Origin of the sequence: Chroococcidiopsis sp. [FACHB-1243], assembly GCF_014696895.1 — a bacterium.
Lineage (GTDB): Bacteria > Cyanobacteriota > Cyanobacteriia > Cyanobacteriales > Chroococcidiopsidaceae > Chroococcidiopsis.
Genome location: NZ_JACJQX010000002.1, coordinates 149,216 through 165,165 on the forward strand (window position 1 = coordinate 149,216; position 15,950 = coordinate 165,165).

Annotated in this window: 11 protein-coding genes; 4 read left to right on the top strand and 7 right to left on the bottom strand. The window is 45.1% G+C overall.

Features of this window, described 5'->3' with window-relative positions; translation table 11 throughout:
• Positions 1 to 313 precede the first annotated feature (313 nt).
• Entirely contained in the window at positions 314 to 1,159 is an 846-nt protein-coding gene (locus H6G17_RS02045) for a calcium-binding protein (protein ID WP_192153697.1), read from the bottom strand.
• A gap of 654 nt (positions 1,160 to 1,813) precedes the next feature.
• Between H6G17_RS02045 and gcvT the strand changes: the two genes are divergently transcribed.
• The 4 genes from gcvT to H6G17_RS02065 all read left to right on the top strand — a co-directional run bounded on the left by gcvT (position 1,814) and on the right by H6G17_RS02065 (position 7,506).
• Positions 1,814 to 2,947 (top strand): glycine cleavage system aminomethyltransferase GcvT, encoded by a 1,134-nt coding sequence (gcvT, locus tag H6G17_RS02050; protein WP_192153698.1) that lies wholly within the window; start codon positions 1,814 to 1,816, stop codon positions 2,945 to 2,947.
• 261 nt (positions 2,948 to 3,208) lie between these two features.
• The gene (gene gcvH / locus H6G17_RS02055; protein ID WP_192153699.1) at positions 3,209 to 3,598 is read left to right on the top strand and encodes a glycine cleavage system protein GcvH; all 390 of its coding nucleotides are present in this window, start codon (positions 3,209 to 3,211) and stop codon (positions 3,596 to 3,598) included.
• A gap of 214 nt (positions 3,599 to 3,812) precedes the next feature.
• Positions 3,813 to 6,779, top strand: coding sequence for an aminomethyl-transferring glycine dehydrogenase (gcvP, locus tag H6G17_RS02060; protein WP_192153700.1), 2,967 nt, complete (start codon positions 3,813 to 3,815; stop codon positions 6,777 to 6,779).
• Positions 6,780 to 6,858: 79 nt separating this feature from the next.
• Entirely contained in the window at positions 6,859 to 7,506 is a 648-nt protein-coding gene (locus H6G17_RS02065) for an exopolysaccharide biosynthesis protein (RefSeq protein ID WP_192153701.1), read from the top strand.
• A gap of 67 nt (positions 7,507 to 7,573) precedes the next feature.
• Here the strand turns inward: H6G17_RS02065 and H6G17_RS02070 are convergent, their stop codons facing one another.
• The 6 genes from H6G17_RS02070 to H6G17_RS02100 all read right to left on the bottom strand — a co-directional run bounded on the left by H6G17_RS02070 (position 7,574) and on the right by H6G17_RS02100 (position 15,543).
• Positions 7,574 to 8,782: a chromate transporter gene (locus H6G17_RS02070; RefSeq protein WP_192153702.1), complete on the bottom strand. Its 1,209-nt coding sequence runs from the start codon at positions 8,780 to 8,782 to the stop codon at positions 7,574 to 7,576.
• 22 nt (positions 8,783 to 8,804) lie between these two features.
• Positions 8,805 to 9,422 (bottom strand): TVP38/TMEM64 family protein, encoded by a 618-nt coding sequence (locus H6G17_RS02075; protein WP_192153886.1) that lies wholly within the window; start codon positions 9,420 to 9,422, stop codon positions 8,805 to 8,807.
• A complete protein-coding gene (locus H6G17_RS02080; RefSeq protein WP_192153703.1) occupies positions 9,422 to 11,293 on the bottom strand; it encodes an aspartate kinase in 1,872 nt (623 codons plus the stop codon). Before H6G17_RS02080 ends, H6G17_RS02075 begins: the two co-directional genes overlap by 1 nt.
• A 158-nt stretch (positions 11,294 to 11,451) precedes the next feature.
• Positions 11,452 to 12,657 (bottom strand): hybrid sensor histidine kinase/response regulator, encoded by a 1,206-nt coding sequence (locus H6G17_RS02085; protein WP_192153704.1) that lies wholly within the window; start codon positions 12,655 to 12,657, stop codon positions 11,452 to 11,454.
• Positions 12,658 to 12,842: 185 nt separating this feature from the next.
• A complete protein-coding gene (locus H6G17_RS02095; protein ID WP_192153706.1) occupies positions 12,843 to 13,289 on the bottom strand; it encodes a response regulator in 447 nt (148 codons plus the stop codon).
• Positions 13,234 to 15,543 carry an ATP-binding protein gene (locus tag H6G17_RS02100; RefSeq protein WP_192153707.1) on the bottom strand — a complete coding sequence of 770 codons (2,310 nt, stop codon included), beginning with the start codon at positions 15,541 to 15,543 and terminating at the stop codon, positions 13,234 to 13,236. The genes H6G17_RS02095 and H6G17_RS02100 overlap by 56 nt, the downstream gene beginning before the upstream one ends.
• Between the last annotated feature and the right edge of the window lie 407 nt (positions 15,544 to 15,950).

A 15,950-nucleotide genomic window follows, 5' to 3' on the forward strand; every position in this document is an offset into this window, starting at 1 on the left:
TTAATACTTGATGGTTGATAGCACTGAATAACGTGCATCGAAGAACCATTTCTCAATAGCCAAAGTGACAAGCTTATGACTTAGATAGAATTCGCTACAGCACGAATAGAGTTAAATCAAGTGAAAATACTGAGACATAAATAAAACGTTAGTTTATCTACTAAAATTAGAGCGGATCGATCGCGTGAATGCTACACAAAATTACCGAGTTTTTTTAACTCAGTGCGCCGCGATATAGATAGGCGATCGCAATTTTGGCAAGTCAGCGATCGCCTTGTTCAGTTAAGCTTTGCTAGTAAGGCAAAACTGATTATTAAGAATACCGAACATACTGGAAGTAGGATGCATTCAAATCAAGCGTGTCGGGAGAAACACCTTGTAAGATCGCAATTAGATCTGGTGCTGCACTAGTGTTGTTAGCAAATTGAGCGTAAATTCCCGTTCCCGATGGCAAACCGTCAGGCGATGCACCCAAACTATAGGTGACATCTGTAAACAGAAATGATGGTCCAGAGATATCATTGCTACTGAGTGTAATGACATCTTCATTCAAATTAAAGTCAGTAATTAAGGCATAGTCGTTGTTGCCATAGCGATAGGAAACACCTCGACCATCGCGTCCAGCACCACTGGATTCAAGTCTAAACTTATCTTTTCCGGCTCCACCTGTAAGGGTATCAATTTCGTTAGAGCCGCGACTGGCACTACTATATGGCTCTGGTCCAAAACCACCCGCACCATTGATAATGTCGTCTCCAGATCCACCATTGACAACATCGTTACCAAACGAACCTTCTAAATCATCGTTCCCATAGCCGCCGTATAAGCGATCGTTACCGACATAACCGTTGAGAAAGTCATTACCTGCATCGCCGTATAAGGTATCGTTATCATTACCCCCGTACAAGGTATCGTTACCGCTACCCCCGTACAAGGTATCATCACCTGCATCGCCATTCAAAAAATCGTTATTTTCATTGCCATATAAGGTGTCTTTGCCATCTCCACCCAACAGGCGATCGTCACCTACTCCACCATAAAGGAGATCGTTGCCTTTATTCCCGTTAAGGTTGTCATTTCCGGCTTTGCCATAGATTCTGTCGTTGCCGCCTGTACCAGTTAAGGAATCGTCTAAATCTGTACCAAATATTACGGACATGATGTCAATCCCTCACTCAAAATAGTCGTAAATCGTAAAAAGTTAGTCTTGGTGTGTCTCAATTGCCAGCACAAACTTGTCATCCATAAACCATAGGAATGACTGAGTTTTGCTGGCTATTTCATGCGGCTAGGATACAAAGTCAGTTTTTATGTTTCCCGAACAAACTCGCTCAGTTCACATAGTCTTTATATTTGGCGATCGCTATCTTTATATATGTGGATTTTTCAAAGAAAATCTTCGTATCTAACGTGTTTATGCCTTAAATCTCTGTATTTCACGTCCTTGCTTCATGTATAAAATAAAACACAGTAAAATCTTACTTTTTTAATTTAACTATAAAAAAATGACTGCGATCGCAACTTTGGAAAAAATAAATATGTATAAACACGAGTAAATAGACAATTATTTAACCTTAATAAGGCTACAATCTATAGCCAACCTTTTTTGCCAAGCCAAGTACCATTTTTTGTAAAAAATATCGCTCTACATGCATAAATCAATAGAGGAAACAAATTCCCCAATTTTTCTTAATCGTCTTACTTAAATTCAAAAAAGTGTATTTTGATACTTGGAAGAACAATCTTGACTTTCCCGTACACCTAATGTTTCCGTAGGATAGATAAAGATTCACCTACAACGACAAGACTATCTGTGGCTAATCAAGAAGAAACTGCCCTACCTCTAGCGCAAACACCCCTCTATCACCTCGCTCTGGAACTGAAGGCAAGGTTAACGAGTTTTGGTGGCTGGGAAATGCCCGTGCAGTTTGTTGGGATCGGACAAGAACACGCTGCGGTCAGAACAACGGCAGGGATGTTTGATATTTCCCACATGGGTAAATTCGTCCTGCGGGGAAAACAGCTAGTCGCTCAACTGCAAAACTTAGTCCCCTCCGATTTGAGTCGGCTGCGATCGGGAGAAGCACAGTACACGGTGCTATTAAATCCGCAAGCCGGAATTATCGATGACATCATCTTCTACTACCAAGGAGAAGATAATGACACGCAGCAAGGAGTATTGATCGTCAATGCGGCAACCACCAGTAAAGATAAAAAATGGTTGTTGCAACACCTCGACCCAGAGCAGGTAGAACTACAAGACATTTCACGCCAGAAAATCTTAATTGCGGTGCAAGGACCGCAAGCCGTGGCGCAATTGCAAAACTTGGTAGAAGCAGACTTATCTCAAATCAAAGCCTTCGGGCATTTAGAAACAAAGATACTAGGAGAACCGAGTTTTATGGCTCGGACTGGTTATACCGGAGAAGATGGATTTGAAGTGATGGTAGACCCAGAAGCAGGCGTGAAGGTGTGGCGATCGCTCGCTCAAGCCGGAGTCATTCCCTGTGGACTAGGGGCGAGAGACACCCTACGATTAGAGGCAGCTATGGCACTTTATGAGCAAGACATTGACGATAATACCACCCCCTTAGAAGCAGGTTTAGGCTGGCTCGTTCATCTCGACACCAAAGGCGACTTTATCGGGCGCGATATCCTAGAGCAACAGAAAACAAACGGAGTTTCACGACGATTAGTAGGGTTGCAAATGCCAGGGCGACACATTGCCCGCCACGGCTACCAAGTCTTATCTGAAGGTAAAGTTGTCGGAGAGATTACCAGCGGCACTTTATCCCCCACGTTAGGCTATCCGATCGCCTTAGCCTACATTCCTACACCCCTCAGCCAGCCAGGGCAAACCTTAGACGTAGAAATCAGAGGCAAGACCTATCCAGCGGTAGTTGTGAAAAAACCCTTCTATCGAGCTAAGAATCGTCTGGGGAAGTGAGTTGGGAACAAAATTCAAAATTGAGACAAGGGGGACAAGGGGGACAAGGGAGCAGGGGAGCTGAGGGGCAGGGGAGCTGAGGGGGTAGAGGAGATAAAATAACGAACTGGTCACTGGTCAGGAGTCACTGGTCAGGAGTCACCTCACACCCTTTCTTCACGCTCTTACTGATAACTGAAAAGGGATTGACTACTAGGCGATCGCGTCTATAGTAAAGCATATTAATTAACGATAGATCCGCGATTTGGTTGAGGAACTGACATGGAGTTGGAATATCCAAGCGACCTAAAATATCTTGACTCGCACGAATACGTCCGCATGGATGGCGATATTGCTACGATTGGCATTTCTGCTTTTGCTGTCGATCAGTTAGGTGACATTGTGTTTCTGGAACTACCTGAAGTTGGCGATCGCGTCACTAAGGGAGAAACCTTTGGTTCCGTAGAATCAGTCAAAGCCGTAGAAGATATGTACTCCGCTGTGACTGGTACGGTCGTCGAACGCAATGAAACTGTACTAGAGACACCAGAACAACTAGCAGACGATCCCTATGGCGAAGGCTGGTTACTGAAAGTGCGTGTCGAAGATGCCAGCGAATTAGATGAGGCTCTCACTGCTGAAGAATATCGCGCCCAGGTAGAGGGAGCGTAGCGAGGGGCTGGGTAAACAAGGGAGACAAGGGAGACAAGGGAGACAAGGGAGACAAGGGGGACAAGGAAGACAAGGGAGAAGTCAGGAGTATATTTTTTTCTCTGCTCCCTGCTCCCTGCTCCCTGCTCCCTCATTAACAACTGACTTCTTCGATAACCGAGAATCGAACGAAATATTGCAGAATATTAATAAGATACTACTGGAGAAGCTATTTGTGGTACTAGACAGTCCTCGTATTCGACGCGATCGGCAGCAAAAACAAATAAGTAGCGAGTCAATTTCATTTCGACAAAGACACATTGGTCCTCAACCGATTGAGGTTGAGCAAATGCTAGAAGTGTTGGGACTACCGACCCTTGATGCTTTGATTGACCGGACAGTGCCACAAGCCATTCGCCAACAGCGATCGCTGCAATTGGAAGGCGATCGCAGCGAATATGCGGCTTTAGCGCAGTTAAAGGCGATCGCCTCAAAAAACCAAGTATTTCGATCGTTTATCGGCATGGGATATTACGGCTGCATTACTCCACCAGTAATTCAGCGAAATATTTTGGAAAATCCAGGCTGGTACACTGCTTATACTCCCTACCAACCAGAAATCGCTCAAGGACGACTAGAAGCGTTGCTGAATTTCCAAACGACAATTATTGACTTGACGGGTTTGGAGATTGCCAATGCTTCCTTACTAGATGAAGGCACAGCCGCCGCCGAAGCCATGACTATGAGTTATGGTCTGTGCAAAACGAAGGCAAAAGCTTTCTTTGTCTCCCAAAACTGCCACCCCCAGACAATTCAAGTCGTGCAGACTCGTGCTAGACCGCTGGGAATTAACGTGATTGTTGGCGACCACCAAACTTTCAAGTTTGACGTGCCAGTATTTGGCGTATTGCTGCAATATCCAGCCAGTGACGGTACGATTTACGACTATCGGGCATTTGTAGAACAAGCCCATGCTGCCAGAGCATTGGTGACTGTCGCCGCCGATCCTTTGAGTTTAACTTTATTGACTCCCCCGGGAGAGTGGGGTGCTGATATTGCGGTAGGCAGCACGCAGCGCTTCGGCGTACCGATGGGTTATGGCGGACCTCATGCAGCATATTTTGCCACTAAAGAAGAATTTAAGCGACAAGTTCCAGGGCGGATTGTCGGAGTTTCTAAGGATGTCCACGGGAAAACAGCCTTACGCCTAGCACTACAAACTCGCGAACAACATATCCGTCGCGACAAAGCGACGAGTAATATCTGCACGGCGCAGGTGTTACTGGCAGTCATGGCTTCGATGTATGCGGTGTATCACGGTTCCCAAGGACTGAAACAAATTGCTACGAGAATCCACAAATTTACGGCAATTTTGGCAGCAGGATTAAAGCAGCTAGGCTACACCATTAGTTCAGAATCTTTCTTCGATACATTACGGATTAATTTAGTCAATCGTAACTTAGATGATATTTTGCAGGCTTGCCAAGCTAAGAAAATCAATATAAGGATATTCGATGAAAAGTCTGTAGGTATCTCTTTAGATGAAACGATCGCAGAAGTCGATTTAACCGACTTATTCGAGATTTTCGCAGGTAGCAAAAACATACCCTTCACCATTGAAGAATTGGGGGCGGGTTTATCAGACAAGTCTTTAGGTAGTCAGGCATCACAGCAAAACCTGCCCCTACAAGTTCCCACACAACTGACCCGTATCAGCGAATTTCTCACCCATCCCGTTTTCAACCGCTACCATTCGGAAACAGAATTACTGCGATACATTTATCGGTTGCAGGCAAAGGATTTGTCCTTGACAACATCGATGATTCCCTTGGGTTCCTGCACGATGAAACTGAATGCAACGGCAGAGATGATGCCCGTCACCTGGCAGGAATTCGGCAACCTCCATCCGTTTGCCCCGCTGTCGCAAACGCGAGGGTATCAGATTTTGTTCCAGCAGTTAGAAGCATGGTTAGCGGAAATTACGGGTTTTGCTGCGGTTTCTCTCCAACCCAATGCTGGTTCGCAGGGTGAATATGCTGGTCTGCTAACGATTCGGCAATATCATGAAAGTCGGGGAGAAGGGCATCGGAATATTTGTTTGATTCCCCAATCTGCTCACGGTACGAACCCGGCTAGTGCGGTGATGGCAGGAATGAGAGTAGTGGCGATCGCCTGTGACGAACAAGGTAACGTAGACGTAGAAGATTTGCAGGCAAAGGCAGAAAAGCACAAAGACGAACTCGCCGCGTTGATGGTGACATATCCCTCCACCCACGGCGTATTTGAAGAACAAATTAAAGACATTTGCGCGATCGTCCATGCCTACGGCGGACAAGTCTACATGGATGGGGCAAATCTCAACGCCCAAGTCGGTTTGTGTCGCCCTGGAGATATTGGGGCAGATGTCTGTCACCTCAACTTGCACAAAACCTTCTGTATCCCTCATGGTGGTGGTGGTCCTGGGATGGGTCCAATTGGCGTAGCAACTCACCTCGCCCCCTTCCTCCCCAATCCGTCATTAGTCATCGGTCATTTGACAAATGACAAAGGACAAATGACATCCATTGGCGCAATCTCCGCTGCACCTTGGGGCAGTGCTAGCATCCTAACAATTTCGTGGATGTACATCGCCATGATGGGCGGTGAGGGATTGACAGAGGCGACTAAAGTAGCGATTCTTAACGCCAACTACATCGCCCGCAGACTAGAGCCATACTACCCCGTACTGTACAAGGGTAAGGCTGGTTTTGTCGCCCACGAGTGCATTTTAGATCTGCGATCGCTCAAGAAAACTGCCTCAATTGAAGTCGAAGACATTGCCAAACGCTTAATGGACTATGGCTTCCACGCCCCGACAATTTCTTGGCCCGTAGCAGGAACGATGATGGTAGAACCCACAGAAAGCGAATCGAAGGAAGAATTGGATCGATTCTGTGATGCCATGATTGCCATTCGGCAGGAAATTGCCGAGATTGAAGCAGGTAAGGTCAGTCGGGAAGATAATTTATTAAAAAATGCTCCCCATACTGCTGAAAGTCTGCTAGCAAGCGATTGGCAACATCTTTACACCCGCGAACAAGCCGCCTATCCCGCCCCGTGGACGCGAGAACACAAGTTCTGGGTTGCCGTTGGACGAATTGATAGTGCCTTTGGCGATCGCAATTTCGTCTGTTCCTGCCAACCGATGGAGGCGTATAGTTAGGGGTTGCTTATAGACTGTGCTTAGTGAGGGCGCACATCCGTGCGCCCTCACCAATGACGAATTTCTAAGTTATCTCGCCATGCCTTCTACTACCAAATCTTTCCCAGGCTTGCATACTTCTAGATTGCTGCGGCAGTTTCTAGAACGGCACGCCGAACAAGAGTATGTCAGTTTGGGGGAGTTAGTGGTAGAGTTGGGCGATCGCGCTTATGGTCCTTTGCTGGTCATCTGCGCTTTACCAGAAGCATTACCCCTTCCTGTGGCGGGTGTATCGGCGATTATTGCAATCCCGTTAATGCTGGTTTCGGCGCAATTAAGTTTGGGTTTTTCTCGTCCTTATCTACCAAAATGGCTGGCTAAACGGCGTTGGAAGCAAAAAAATTTAGCCAAGGTGGTAGAAAAAGGGCTGAATTACCTCGCAAAAGCTGAAAAAATCGTCCGTCCCCGTTGGGGTTTTATCACTTCGCGATTGGTACAAAGGTTGTTAGGATTATTTATTTTATTGATGGCGATAATTATTGCCTTGCCTATCCCGCTAGGAAATATGCTGCCCGCGATCGCGATCGTTGTCATTAGTCTAGGTATGAGTGAAGGTGATGGCTTACTCGTCATTGTGGGAGTTGTGGCAGCTAGTATTATTCTGGCAGTTATGGTCAGCGCGATCGGTTTTGTTGCTAATAGTTTGAGAAGTTCTTTCCAACAACTCCGACAACAACTTAATTTTTAGTCAATTTAAAAGTCACGCATTAATACCTCAATATTTTTAATAATGAAATAGAAGTTGGGGAGATTTTTTACCTTACTAATTGTAAGATTAAGCCAATAATTCCTCCAGCTAAAACTAACCAAGCAGAATTAATCTTGAAGCGGAAAACAGCGATCGCGCTAGCAATTGCTAAAACTACAGTCACGATATCTATCAATGCCGTACGTCCCAAAGTATATGAAACAACAGCCATCAAGCCCAAAGATGCAGCATTTACCCCATCTAAAAAACCACCAACTAAAGTAGATTGACGTAGTTTTGGAACCCAGGGATTGATAATGCCGACTAGTACAAATGCAGGCAGAAAAATTCCGATTGTAGCCGCGATCGCCCCTGCATGACCAGCTAAAAGATAGCCGATGAAAGTAGCAGTGGTAAACACGGGACCAGGGGTAAATTGACCGATCGCAACTGCATCTAAAAGCTGTTGAGACGTTAGCCACTGATGGCGCTCTACCAAATCTCGTTGCAAAAAGGCAAGTAAAACATAACCACTGCCGTACAGCACAGAACCAATTTTGAGGAAAAATAGAAACACATTCAGCCAGCCTACAGGTGGAGTAGGGGTTGTACTACCTGCTTGTGCCAGCGGCAAAGATAGCGGCAACAGCCAAGCTGCCGCATTACCCCGACTCCGCCACAGACTTTTTACCAACATCACTCCCAGTCCCGCCAGTAACAGCAATACGATTTCATTCCAGCCAAAAAAAAAGGCGACTATGACCGCTACTGCTACTATCCCCGTCGGTACGTCCTTAATTGCTTTTTGACCTAACTTCCACAATGCTTGTAAGACGATCGCGATGATAACGGGTTTGATACCGTAGAGCAATCCTTCAGCTTGGGGTAAAGTTTGGTATTGCTTGTAGGCGATCGCCAATACCCAGACGATCGACATGGCAGGTAAAATAAAGCAGGTTCCCGCGATAATCAAACCGCGCCATCCTGCCCGTTCGTAGCCGATGTGAATAGCTAGTTCTGTAGAATTGGGTCCGGGAATTAAGTTAGTTACGCCCAGCAAATCGAGTAGTTTCTCGCGACTCATCCACTGCCTGCGCTTTGCCACCTCATCATCCATCATGGCGATATGTGCGGCGGGACCACCAAAGGCGATCGTCCCTAGCTTCAGAAATACTAGTGCTAATTCTCGCAGTCTTTGCTTTTTTTGCTGCGAATTGAGGGTAGTATAGAGAATTTGCTGCTCTTCCGGTCGAATTCCTTCAGTTTCCTGAGACATCGGTTATCAGTTATCAGTTTTTCTACAATTTCGCCAACGCTTTACGAGCGATCCGAGTCACGTACAGAGTTACCGTTACCGTAGCAATAAAACCAATTATCCGAATTATCCAGACGATAGTTGAATTGGTGGGGCGATCGCTACTGCTAATTGTGGCAAGGCTACCAGCTAGAGAGCCAAGATAAACATACATCACCGTCCCAGGCAGCATCCCCGCAGAGCCAAGGAAATAATCTTTGAGCGAAACTTGAGTGATGCTGAAAGCGTAGTTTAACAGGCTAAAGGGAAATATAGGTGAAAGTCTGGTTAACAAAACAATTTTAAATCCCTCTTTTCCGACTGCCTCGTCAATAACTTGAAATTTTTGCTGACTGGCAATTTTTTTTGCCACCCATCCCCGCGCCAGATAACGCCCAACTAAAAAAGCTGCGGTGGCTCCCAGGGTTGCACCGATAAATACGTAAATCGAACCGAAAACTGCCCCGTAAACAACGCCTGCGCCCAAAGTCAGAATTGTGCCTGGAATAAAAGCAACTGTAGCAATGACGTACAGTAAGATAAACGCGATCGCGCCTGTAGCACCAAGATTTTCTATTCCTTGTAAAGCTTGCCGTAACAGTTCTGGTAAATTAATCTCCATCATGCCGAGACTTGAATTGCACCGCTACCACTCAACCCAAAAGCAGCGTGAATTGCTTGGAGTGCGGCAACTCCTTGTTCTTGAGCGACGACACAACTAATTTTAATTTCGGAAGTCGCGATCATTTGAATATTGATTTGGTGTTGTGCCAAAGCAGCAAACATCTTTGCCGCTACTCCAGGTTGACCCGCCATCCCTGCACCAACGACGCTGACTTTAGCGATCGCAGTATCTACCACGACTTGTCCCCAGCCATGCTCCGACGCTGCTTGTTCTAAGGCTTGCTTCGCAGCTGCCGCATCCATTTGCGCTACCGTACAAACAATATCCCGCTTCGGCACGCCGTTCGCAATCCGACAGCGTTGAGATTGAATAATCGTATCCACGCTAATATTCTCCCGCGCCAACAATCCGAATAATCTCGCCGCTAATCCAGGGCGATCCGGTACTTGGAGAATTGCTAAACGGGCTTGGTTGATGTCTAGGGCGACACCGCGAACGGGAGAATTCGGAATTCGGAATACGGAATTCGGAATTTGGGAGTCGGAGTGATTTTTAACTTCTAACTTTTGACTTTTGACTTCCTCCCTGTCCAATACCACTCTCTCTTCTACGATCTCAAAAGCCTCTCGCAGGGCTGCGACAGCGCGATCGCCGTCGGTTGCATCAATGACGCAACTGACTTTGACTTCTGAGGTAGAAATCATTTGAATGTTAACTCCTGCCTCAGCTAGGGTAGAAAACATTTGCGCCGCTACCCCAGGACGACCGATCATGCCTGCCCCGTCGATGCTGACTTTGGCAATGTGCGGCTGCACCATCACTTCTGCTTCCTCCGATCGCGGATCGGGATGGGAGCGCAACACGGGTGCGATCGCAGCGGCGACTGCTTCCGTCTGCTTGAGTAGCGAAGTCGTGACGGTAAAAGCAATGTCGTTGCTATTGCCTTCGTGGATCGACTGCACGATCAAATCTACGTCTAAGCCTTGACGGGCAATCTCGCTAAATAGCCGTGCCGCTATTCCTGGGCGATCGGGGACGCGCAGCAAAGCGATCCTAGCTTGATCTGCGTCCAGTTCTACTCCATCAACCGGGCGGGCAATTTCTAAATCTACCAGCGGGCGGGGTTGAGGTTTGGGCGAAACCACCCAAGTGCCAGGATCGCTCGTCCAACTGGAACGTACGACCAACGGTACGCCATAATTACGAGCAATCTCCACAGCCCTGGGATGCAAAACTTTTGCCCCCAAACTGGCAAGTTCTAACATCTCGTTGCAAGTAATTTCTGTCATTAACTGCGCTTCTGGTACGAGACGGGGATCTGTGGTGAGAATCCCTGGAACATCTGTATAAATTTCGCAACAATCGGCACGGAGTGCTGCTGCTAGTGCTACGGCTGAAGTGTCGGAGCCACCGCGACCCAAGGTAGTAATTTCTAATTCTTCCGTGCTGGTAATTCCTTGAAACCCAGCGACGACCACAACTTTACCAATTTGCAGTTGCTTTTCAATTCGAGATGTTTGAATGTGTAGAATCCGCGCCCGCGTGTGTTCTGCTTCAGTTACGATCCCCACCTGAGCGCCCGTGAGCGAAATTGCTGGTTGCCCCAATTCTTGTAATGCCATGCTTAATAGGGCGATCGTCACCTGTTCTCCTGTTGAGAGCAACATATCCATTTCCCGGCGACTGGGATTAGCGGAAACTTCATGCGCTAGTTTGACCAGTACATCGGTAGACTTACCCATCGCAGAAACCACGACCACCAAAGAGTTTCCTGCTTTCACTGTTTGGAGAACGCGATCTGCCACAGCTTGAATGCGTTCCACCGAACCAACCGAAGTACCACCGTATTTCTGGACAATCAGAGCCATAACTTTGAAAAGGGAGCAGAGGTAAGGGAGCAGGGAGCAGTGACCAGTGACCTGTTACCAGTGATTAGAAAAGATTCTAGCTACTAGTCACCAGCCACTAGTCACTATTAAGATTAGCGCATAAGATTAGCACGAATTAAGGAGCGATCGCCTTGTTGCTACAACTGCTCGATTGATTGCATAAATACGGGGCAAACATCGCCGATTCCTTTGATTAACGGTAGGGTGACTGTAAAAGTCGTACCCATTCCCACCGTGCTTTCCAAGGTAATTTCACCGCTATGTGCAGTAACACATTTTTTCACAATTGCCAATCCTAAACCAGTCCCAGGAATCTTCTCGGCATTATGAGCGCGAAAAAAAGGCTGAAATAGCTGTGCTTGGTCTGCTTGAGGAATACCGATCCCTTGGTCTTGAAATCGAAAGATTGCAGTTTTTTCTTCAACGATCAGTTCAAACTGTACCTGACCGCCAGCAGGAGAATATTTAATTGCGTTGTTGAGTAAATTACTTAAGATGTGTTTTAACAAACTCTCATCCCAGACCGAACCATGCAAGCGATCGCCATTCTGACAATAAAAAGTTAATATCAAGTCTTTTGCATTGGTACTTAATTTTGCTTCTTCTACAAGTTTGCTGCAAAACTGCTCTAATTCCATGGGGATGAGCTTGCATTTGAGTTTGCCTGCTTCAGCTTGGCTCAAAAGCAGAAATTCATCTAATAGCCTAGCCATGTCGTTAATGGCAGAACGAATCAGTTGAAAGTGAGCGAACTTTTTTTCTTGGCTTAATTTCTGTTCGTTATTTTGTAGCAATCCAGTTGCTAGCAAAATAGTTGTTAGGGGACTGCGAAAATCGTGCGAGAGGATGGAAGCAAAATCAGATTTAAACTGATTCATTTCTTTGGCTTTGACGAGTTCGGCAGTGCGTTCCTGCACGCTCACTTCTAAGGCTTGATTGACTGTTTTTAACGCTTCAGCTACCTGCTTGCGTTCGATCGCATAGCATAAAGAACGTATCAGTACGCCTGAATTTACCTGTCGCTTAACGAGATAATCCTGCGCTCCCTGGCGGACTGCTTCTAGAGCCAGATCGTCATCATTCGTATTTGTCAGCACGACGATGGGAAGGCTGGGAACGGCTTTAAGTAATGGTATGAGCGATCCTAACCCAGCGCTATCCGGTAGAGTTAAGTCTAACAAAACAACATCAAAGCAATTCTCTTGCAATCGGTCGAGCGCTTCCTGCAATCGCTGGGCGTGTACCAGTTCAAACTGCTTGACTGGAGACTCCTTCAGCAGCTCTCGCATGAGTCTGGCTTCTGCCAAGTTGTCTTCAATCAACAGAACTTTTACCGGAGTCATTGTGTCGTAGGGGCGGGTTTTTCAAAGGTTCCTGTGACAAAACAAAGATTTCTGCGGTTAAACCCGCCCGTACAGTTGTAGGGGCGGGTTTTTTGAATAAGCTCGTGAAATAGCAAACAGTTCTGGAGTTAAACCCGCCCGTACAGGAGTCAAAAGTCATACACACAATTATCGGCATATGAGGATTAATTCACAGGCAAGGTTACGGTAGAAAGCCAAAACTCTTCAATTCCTTTGACAATTTGAAACAATTGGCTGAGGTTGCGGGACTTGGTAATGTAGCAGTTGACGTGTAAATCGTAGCTGTGACAAATATCTTCCTCATTTTTGGAGGTAGTTAAGATCACGACAGGAATGCGTCGCAGTTGGGGATCGGCTTTAATTTCTGCCAAAACTTCCCGACCGTCTTTCTTGGGTAAGTTGAGATCGAGCAGAATTAAATCTGGGTGGGGTGCGTCGGTATACTCTCCTTCTTGACGCAAAAAAGCGATCGCATCCATCCCGTTTCGTACAGATAAGACTTGGTTGGGGATGGTACTGCGTTTGAGTGCTTCTTCCACCAAGCGGACATCAGCTTTATTGTCTTCCACTAGGAAAATGGTTCTGAGTTTTTCTGCCGTGCTTGTACTCATATTTCTTACCTCCGGCGGGAATTGTAAAGTAGAATGTTGCACCTTGACCTAATTCTGAAGCCACCCAGATATCTCCTCGATGGCATTCAACAATTTTTTTGCAAATTGCCAAACCCATACCTGTACCAGAATATTCATCTCTGGTATGCAAGCGTTGGAAAATGACAAAAATGCGATCGCTAAACTGGGGATCGATACCGATCCCGTTATCTTTAACTGAAAATAACCAGGCATCTTCTAATGGTGAGACACCAATATGAATCATAGGTGGCTTGTCGCTACGAAACTTGATTGCATTCCCAATCAGATTTTGAAATAGCTGAAGCATCTGGGTGCTATCTGCTAATACTGTTGGTAGCGGATCGTAAGAAATCGTAGCATCTGTTTCTAAAATTCTGCTTTGTAAGCCACTGAGAGTGCGTTTTAAGGCTACCTCCAAATCTACAGGTTGAAATTCGACATTCTGTCGATCGACCTTGGAATAAGCTAGTACATCATCTATGAGCGTCTGCATGAGGCTGACTCCCGATACCGCATAGCTAATAAATTCTTTAGCATCTTCATCGAGCTGTTCTTGATAGCGCATCTCTAACAACTGGACGTAATTCGCAACTTGATTTAATGGTTCTTGCAAGTCGTGGGAAGCGACGTAGGCAAACTTTTTCAATTCGGCATTAGAACGTTCTAAATCGTATGCGATTTGCGAGAGTTCTTCTGCTTGTCTTAAAACTACCTCAATTGTGGCTTTACGCAGATCGATCGCGGCTTTGATTTCTACTTTTTTCCACGGCAAAGATTTACCCTGGACAATTTCTTGCCATAATCGAAAGGATTTGCGTGGAGATAAATACACGCTGTCATTTTCCTGAGTGAATTCATATGCTTCATGCGGATTTCCACCCCAATTGACTGTTTGGATGACTTCAGGGCGAAACCATAAAATATAGCTTTTTTCAGCAATAGGAATCGCTAACAAGCCGCTAGCAACATGTTTATAAATTTCTGCTTCTGGAAATACTAGTGGTAGGGTATCCGTGTAGAAAACTTCCTCATCTCGAAACTGATATCTTAACCACTGTACGATTACATTTAAGCTTTCCGGCTTTGGAACTTGCCCAATTGTCGTCCATTCGTTATTAAAACAGATGGCTGCTCCTTGAGCATCAACTAATTCTAATAAGTTCGGTTCTTGTTTAACTAAACCATTAATCCAATTTTCGGCTTGCGACATATATTCGACTAGTTGCGATCGCACATATGTGATGTGAAGGTTGTAGTCGTAATCGTCTGTTTCTTCTATTGCCGAAATTTCTGCAAAAATCATTTGTCCGAGAAACTCACAAGCTTTACGTAGCTCGTAGGATACATATTTAGGCGAGCGATGATGACAAGCAATTAACCCCCAAAGTTTGTCTTCTTTAATTAAAGAAATTGTTAAAGAAGCACCTACTTCCATATTATGTAAGTACTTAAGATGACAGGAAGAGGCACTTCTTAAAGTTGAATGAGTTAAATCTAGCGGACGTAAATTTGTCGGGTTAATTAAAGGGAAAAGTTCTACTGGTTTAGCATGAGCGTTGGGAATTATTCTAATCCAATTGGAACAAAACAGTTTTCTCGCTGGTTTAGGAATATCCGACTCGGGAAAGTGCAATCCTAAGTAAGCTTCCATATCATCTAATTTTTCTTCGGCAATGACAATACCGTGTCCGTCATTGTCAAATTTATAGAGCATCACGCGGTCAAATCCCGTGACTTTACGTATTTCTTGAACGATGACTTGACCGAAATCTTGTAATTTTGTTGTTGTTGCTAATCGATTAATTGAGGCTCTAGCTAGGTGATAAAAACTTAAAAATGGAATGTTTTCTTGAGTTAGAGCTGGCTCTAATTCTAAAATCAGTAATCTATCTCGATTGCGATGAAATATGCCATCAAATACTACGTAATCGTCTCCTTTAACTCTCAACCAAATTTTTATCGGGTTGAGCAGATCGAAATTTTCTTCTGCTAGTCCTAGTTTGATTCTTTCTATTTGATAAGAGTCAAGCAGATCTTCTAGATTCTGCAAAACCAATTCTTCAGAGGAAATTCCAAAAACAGAAAATGCATTAGTACTGACTTGTAAAATTTTGAGGTTTGGCTCTTCTAAAACTATAATGACTCCGTGTGATTGAATTTGGTTAATTAGTTGAACTGGTTCTTCATCCCAAAGGGAAAATTCAACATCTGTTACTTGCAAGTTTTCTGACACAAAGAGCCTCCCCTGAAAAGTCAAAGGTTAAAAGTTAAAAGTCAAAATAATGGAAACTATGTTGCACGAATTTTTGTTGAGTTGAGATGCCAAACTAAGAGTAAAAGCAAAATCATGTGTTGTCATAATGCAATTTTTCTAGTAGGTTGACGCATGACACTACTAGCTTTATCCGTAATATTTATTAGTCGGTCTATATAAGTAAATTTATGGAAAACGGTTGCTTTTCTCTATTTCCTCAAATGTTACTCGCGCCAACAGCTTAACATAGCGTTTTTTGCGATCGAGGTAAATGTTAAGAAAAATTAGTAGTTCTTGAATTTGGCGACTAATTATGATGAGAAATAGCTGCATTTTTGCAATACAAAAGCTAGCTAGGTAATTGGTAAATGTTAGTTGGTAGTTGG

Coding starts and splice junctions, on each gene's coding strand:
- H6G17_RS02045 (WP_192153697.1), bottom strand. CDS start 1,159: ATGTCCGTAATATTTGGTACAGATTTAGACGATTCCTTAACTGGTACA.
- gcvH (WP_192153699.1), top strand. CDS start 3,209: ATGGAGTTGGAATATCCAAGCGACCTAAAATATCTTGACTCGCACGAA.
- H6G17_RS02065 (WP_192153701.1), top strand. CDS start 6,859: ATGCCTTCTACTACCAAATCTTTCCCAGGCTTGCATACTTCTAGATTG.
- H6G17_RS02070 (WP_192153702.1), bottom strand. CDS start 8,782: ATGTCTCAGGAAACTGAAGGAATTCGACCGGAAGAGCAGCAAATTCTC.
- H6G17_RS02075 (WP_192153886.1), bottom strand. CDS start 9,422: ATGGAGATTAATTTACCAGAACTGTTACGGCAAGCTTTACAAGGAATA.
- H6G17_RS02080 (WP_192153703.1), bottom strand. CDS start 11,293: ATGGCTCTGATTGTCCAGAAATACGGTGGTACTTCGGTTGGTTCGGTG.
- H6G17_RS02085 (WP_192153704.1), bottom strand. CDS start 12,657: ATGACTCCGGTAAAAGTTCTGTTGATTGAAGACAACTTGGCAGAAGCC.
- H6G17_RS02095 (WP_192153706.1), bottom strand. CDS start 13,289: ATGAGTACAAGCACGGCAGAAAAACTCAGAACCATTTTCCTAGTGGAA.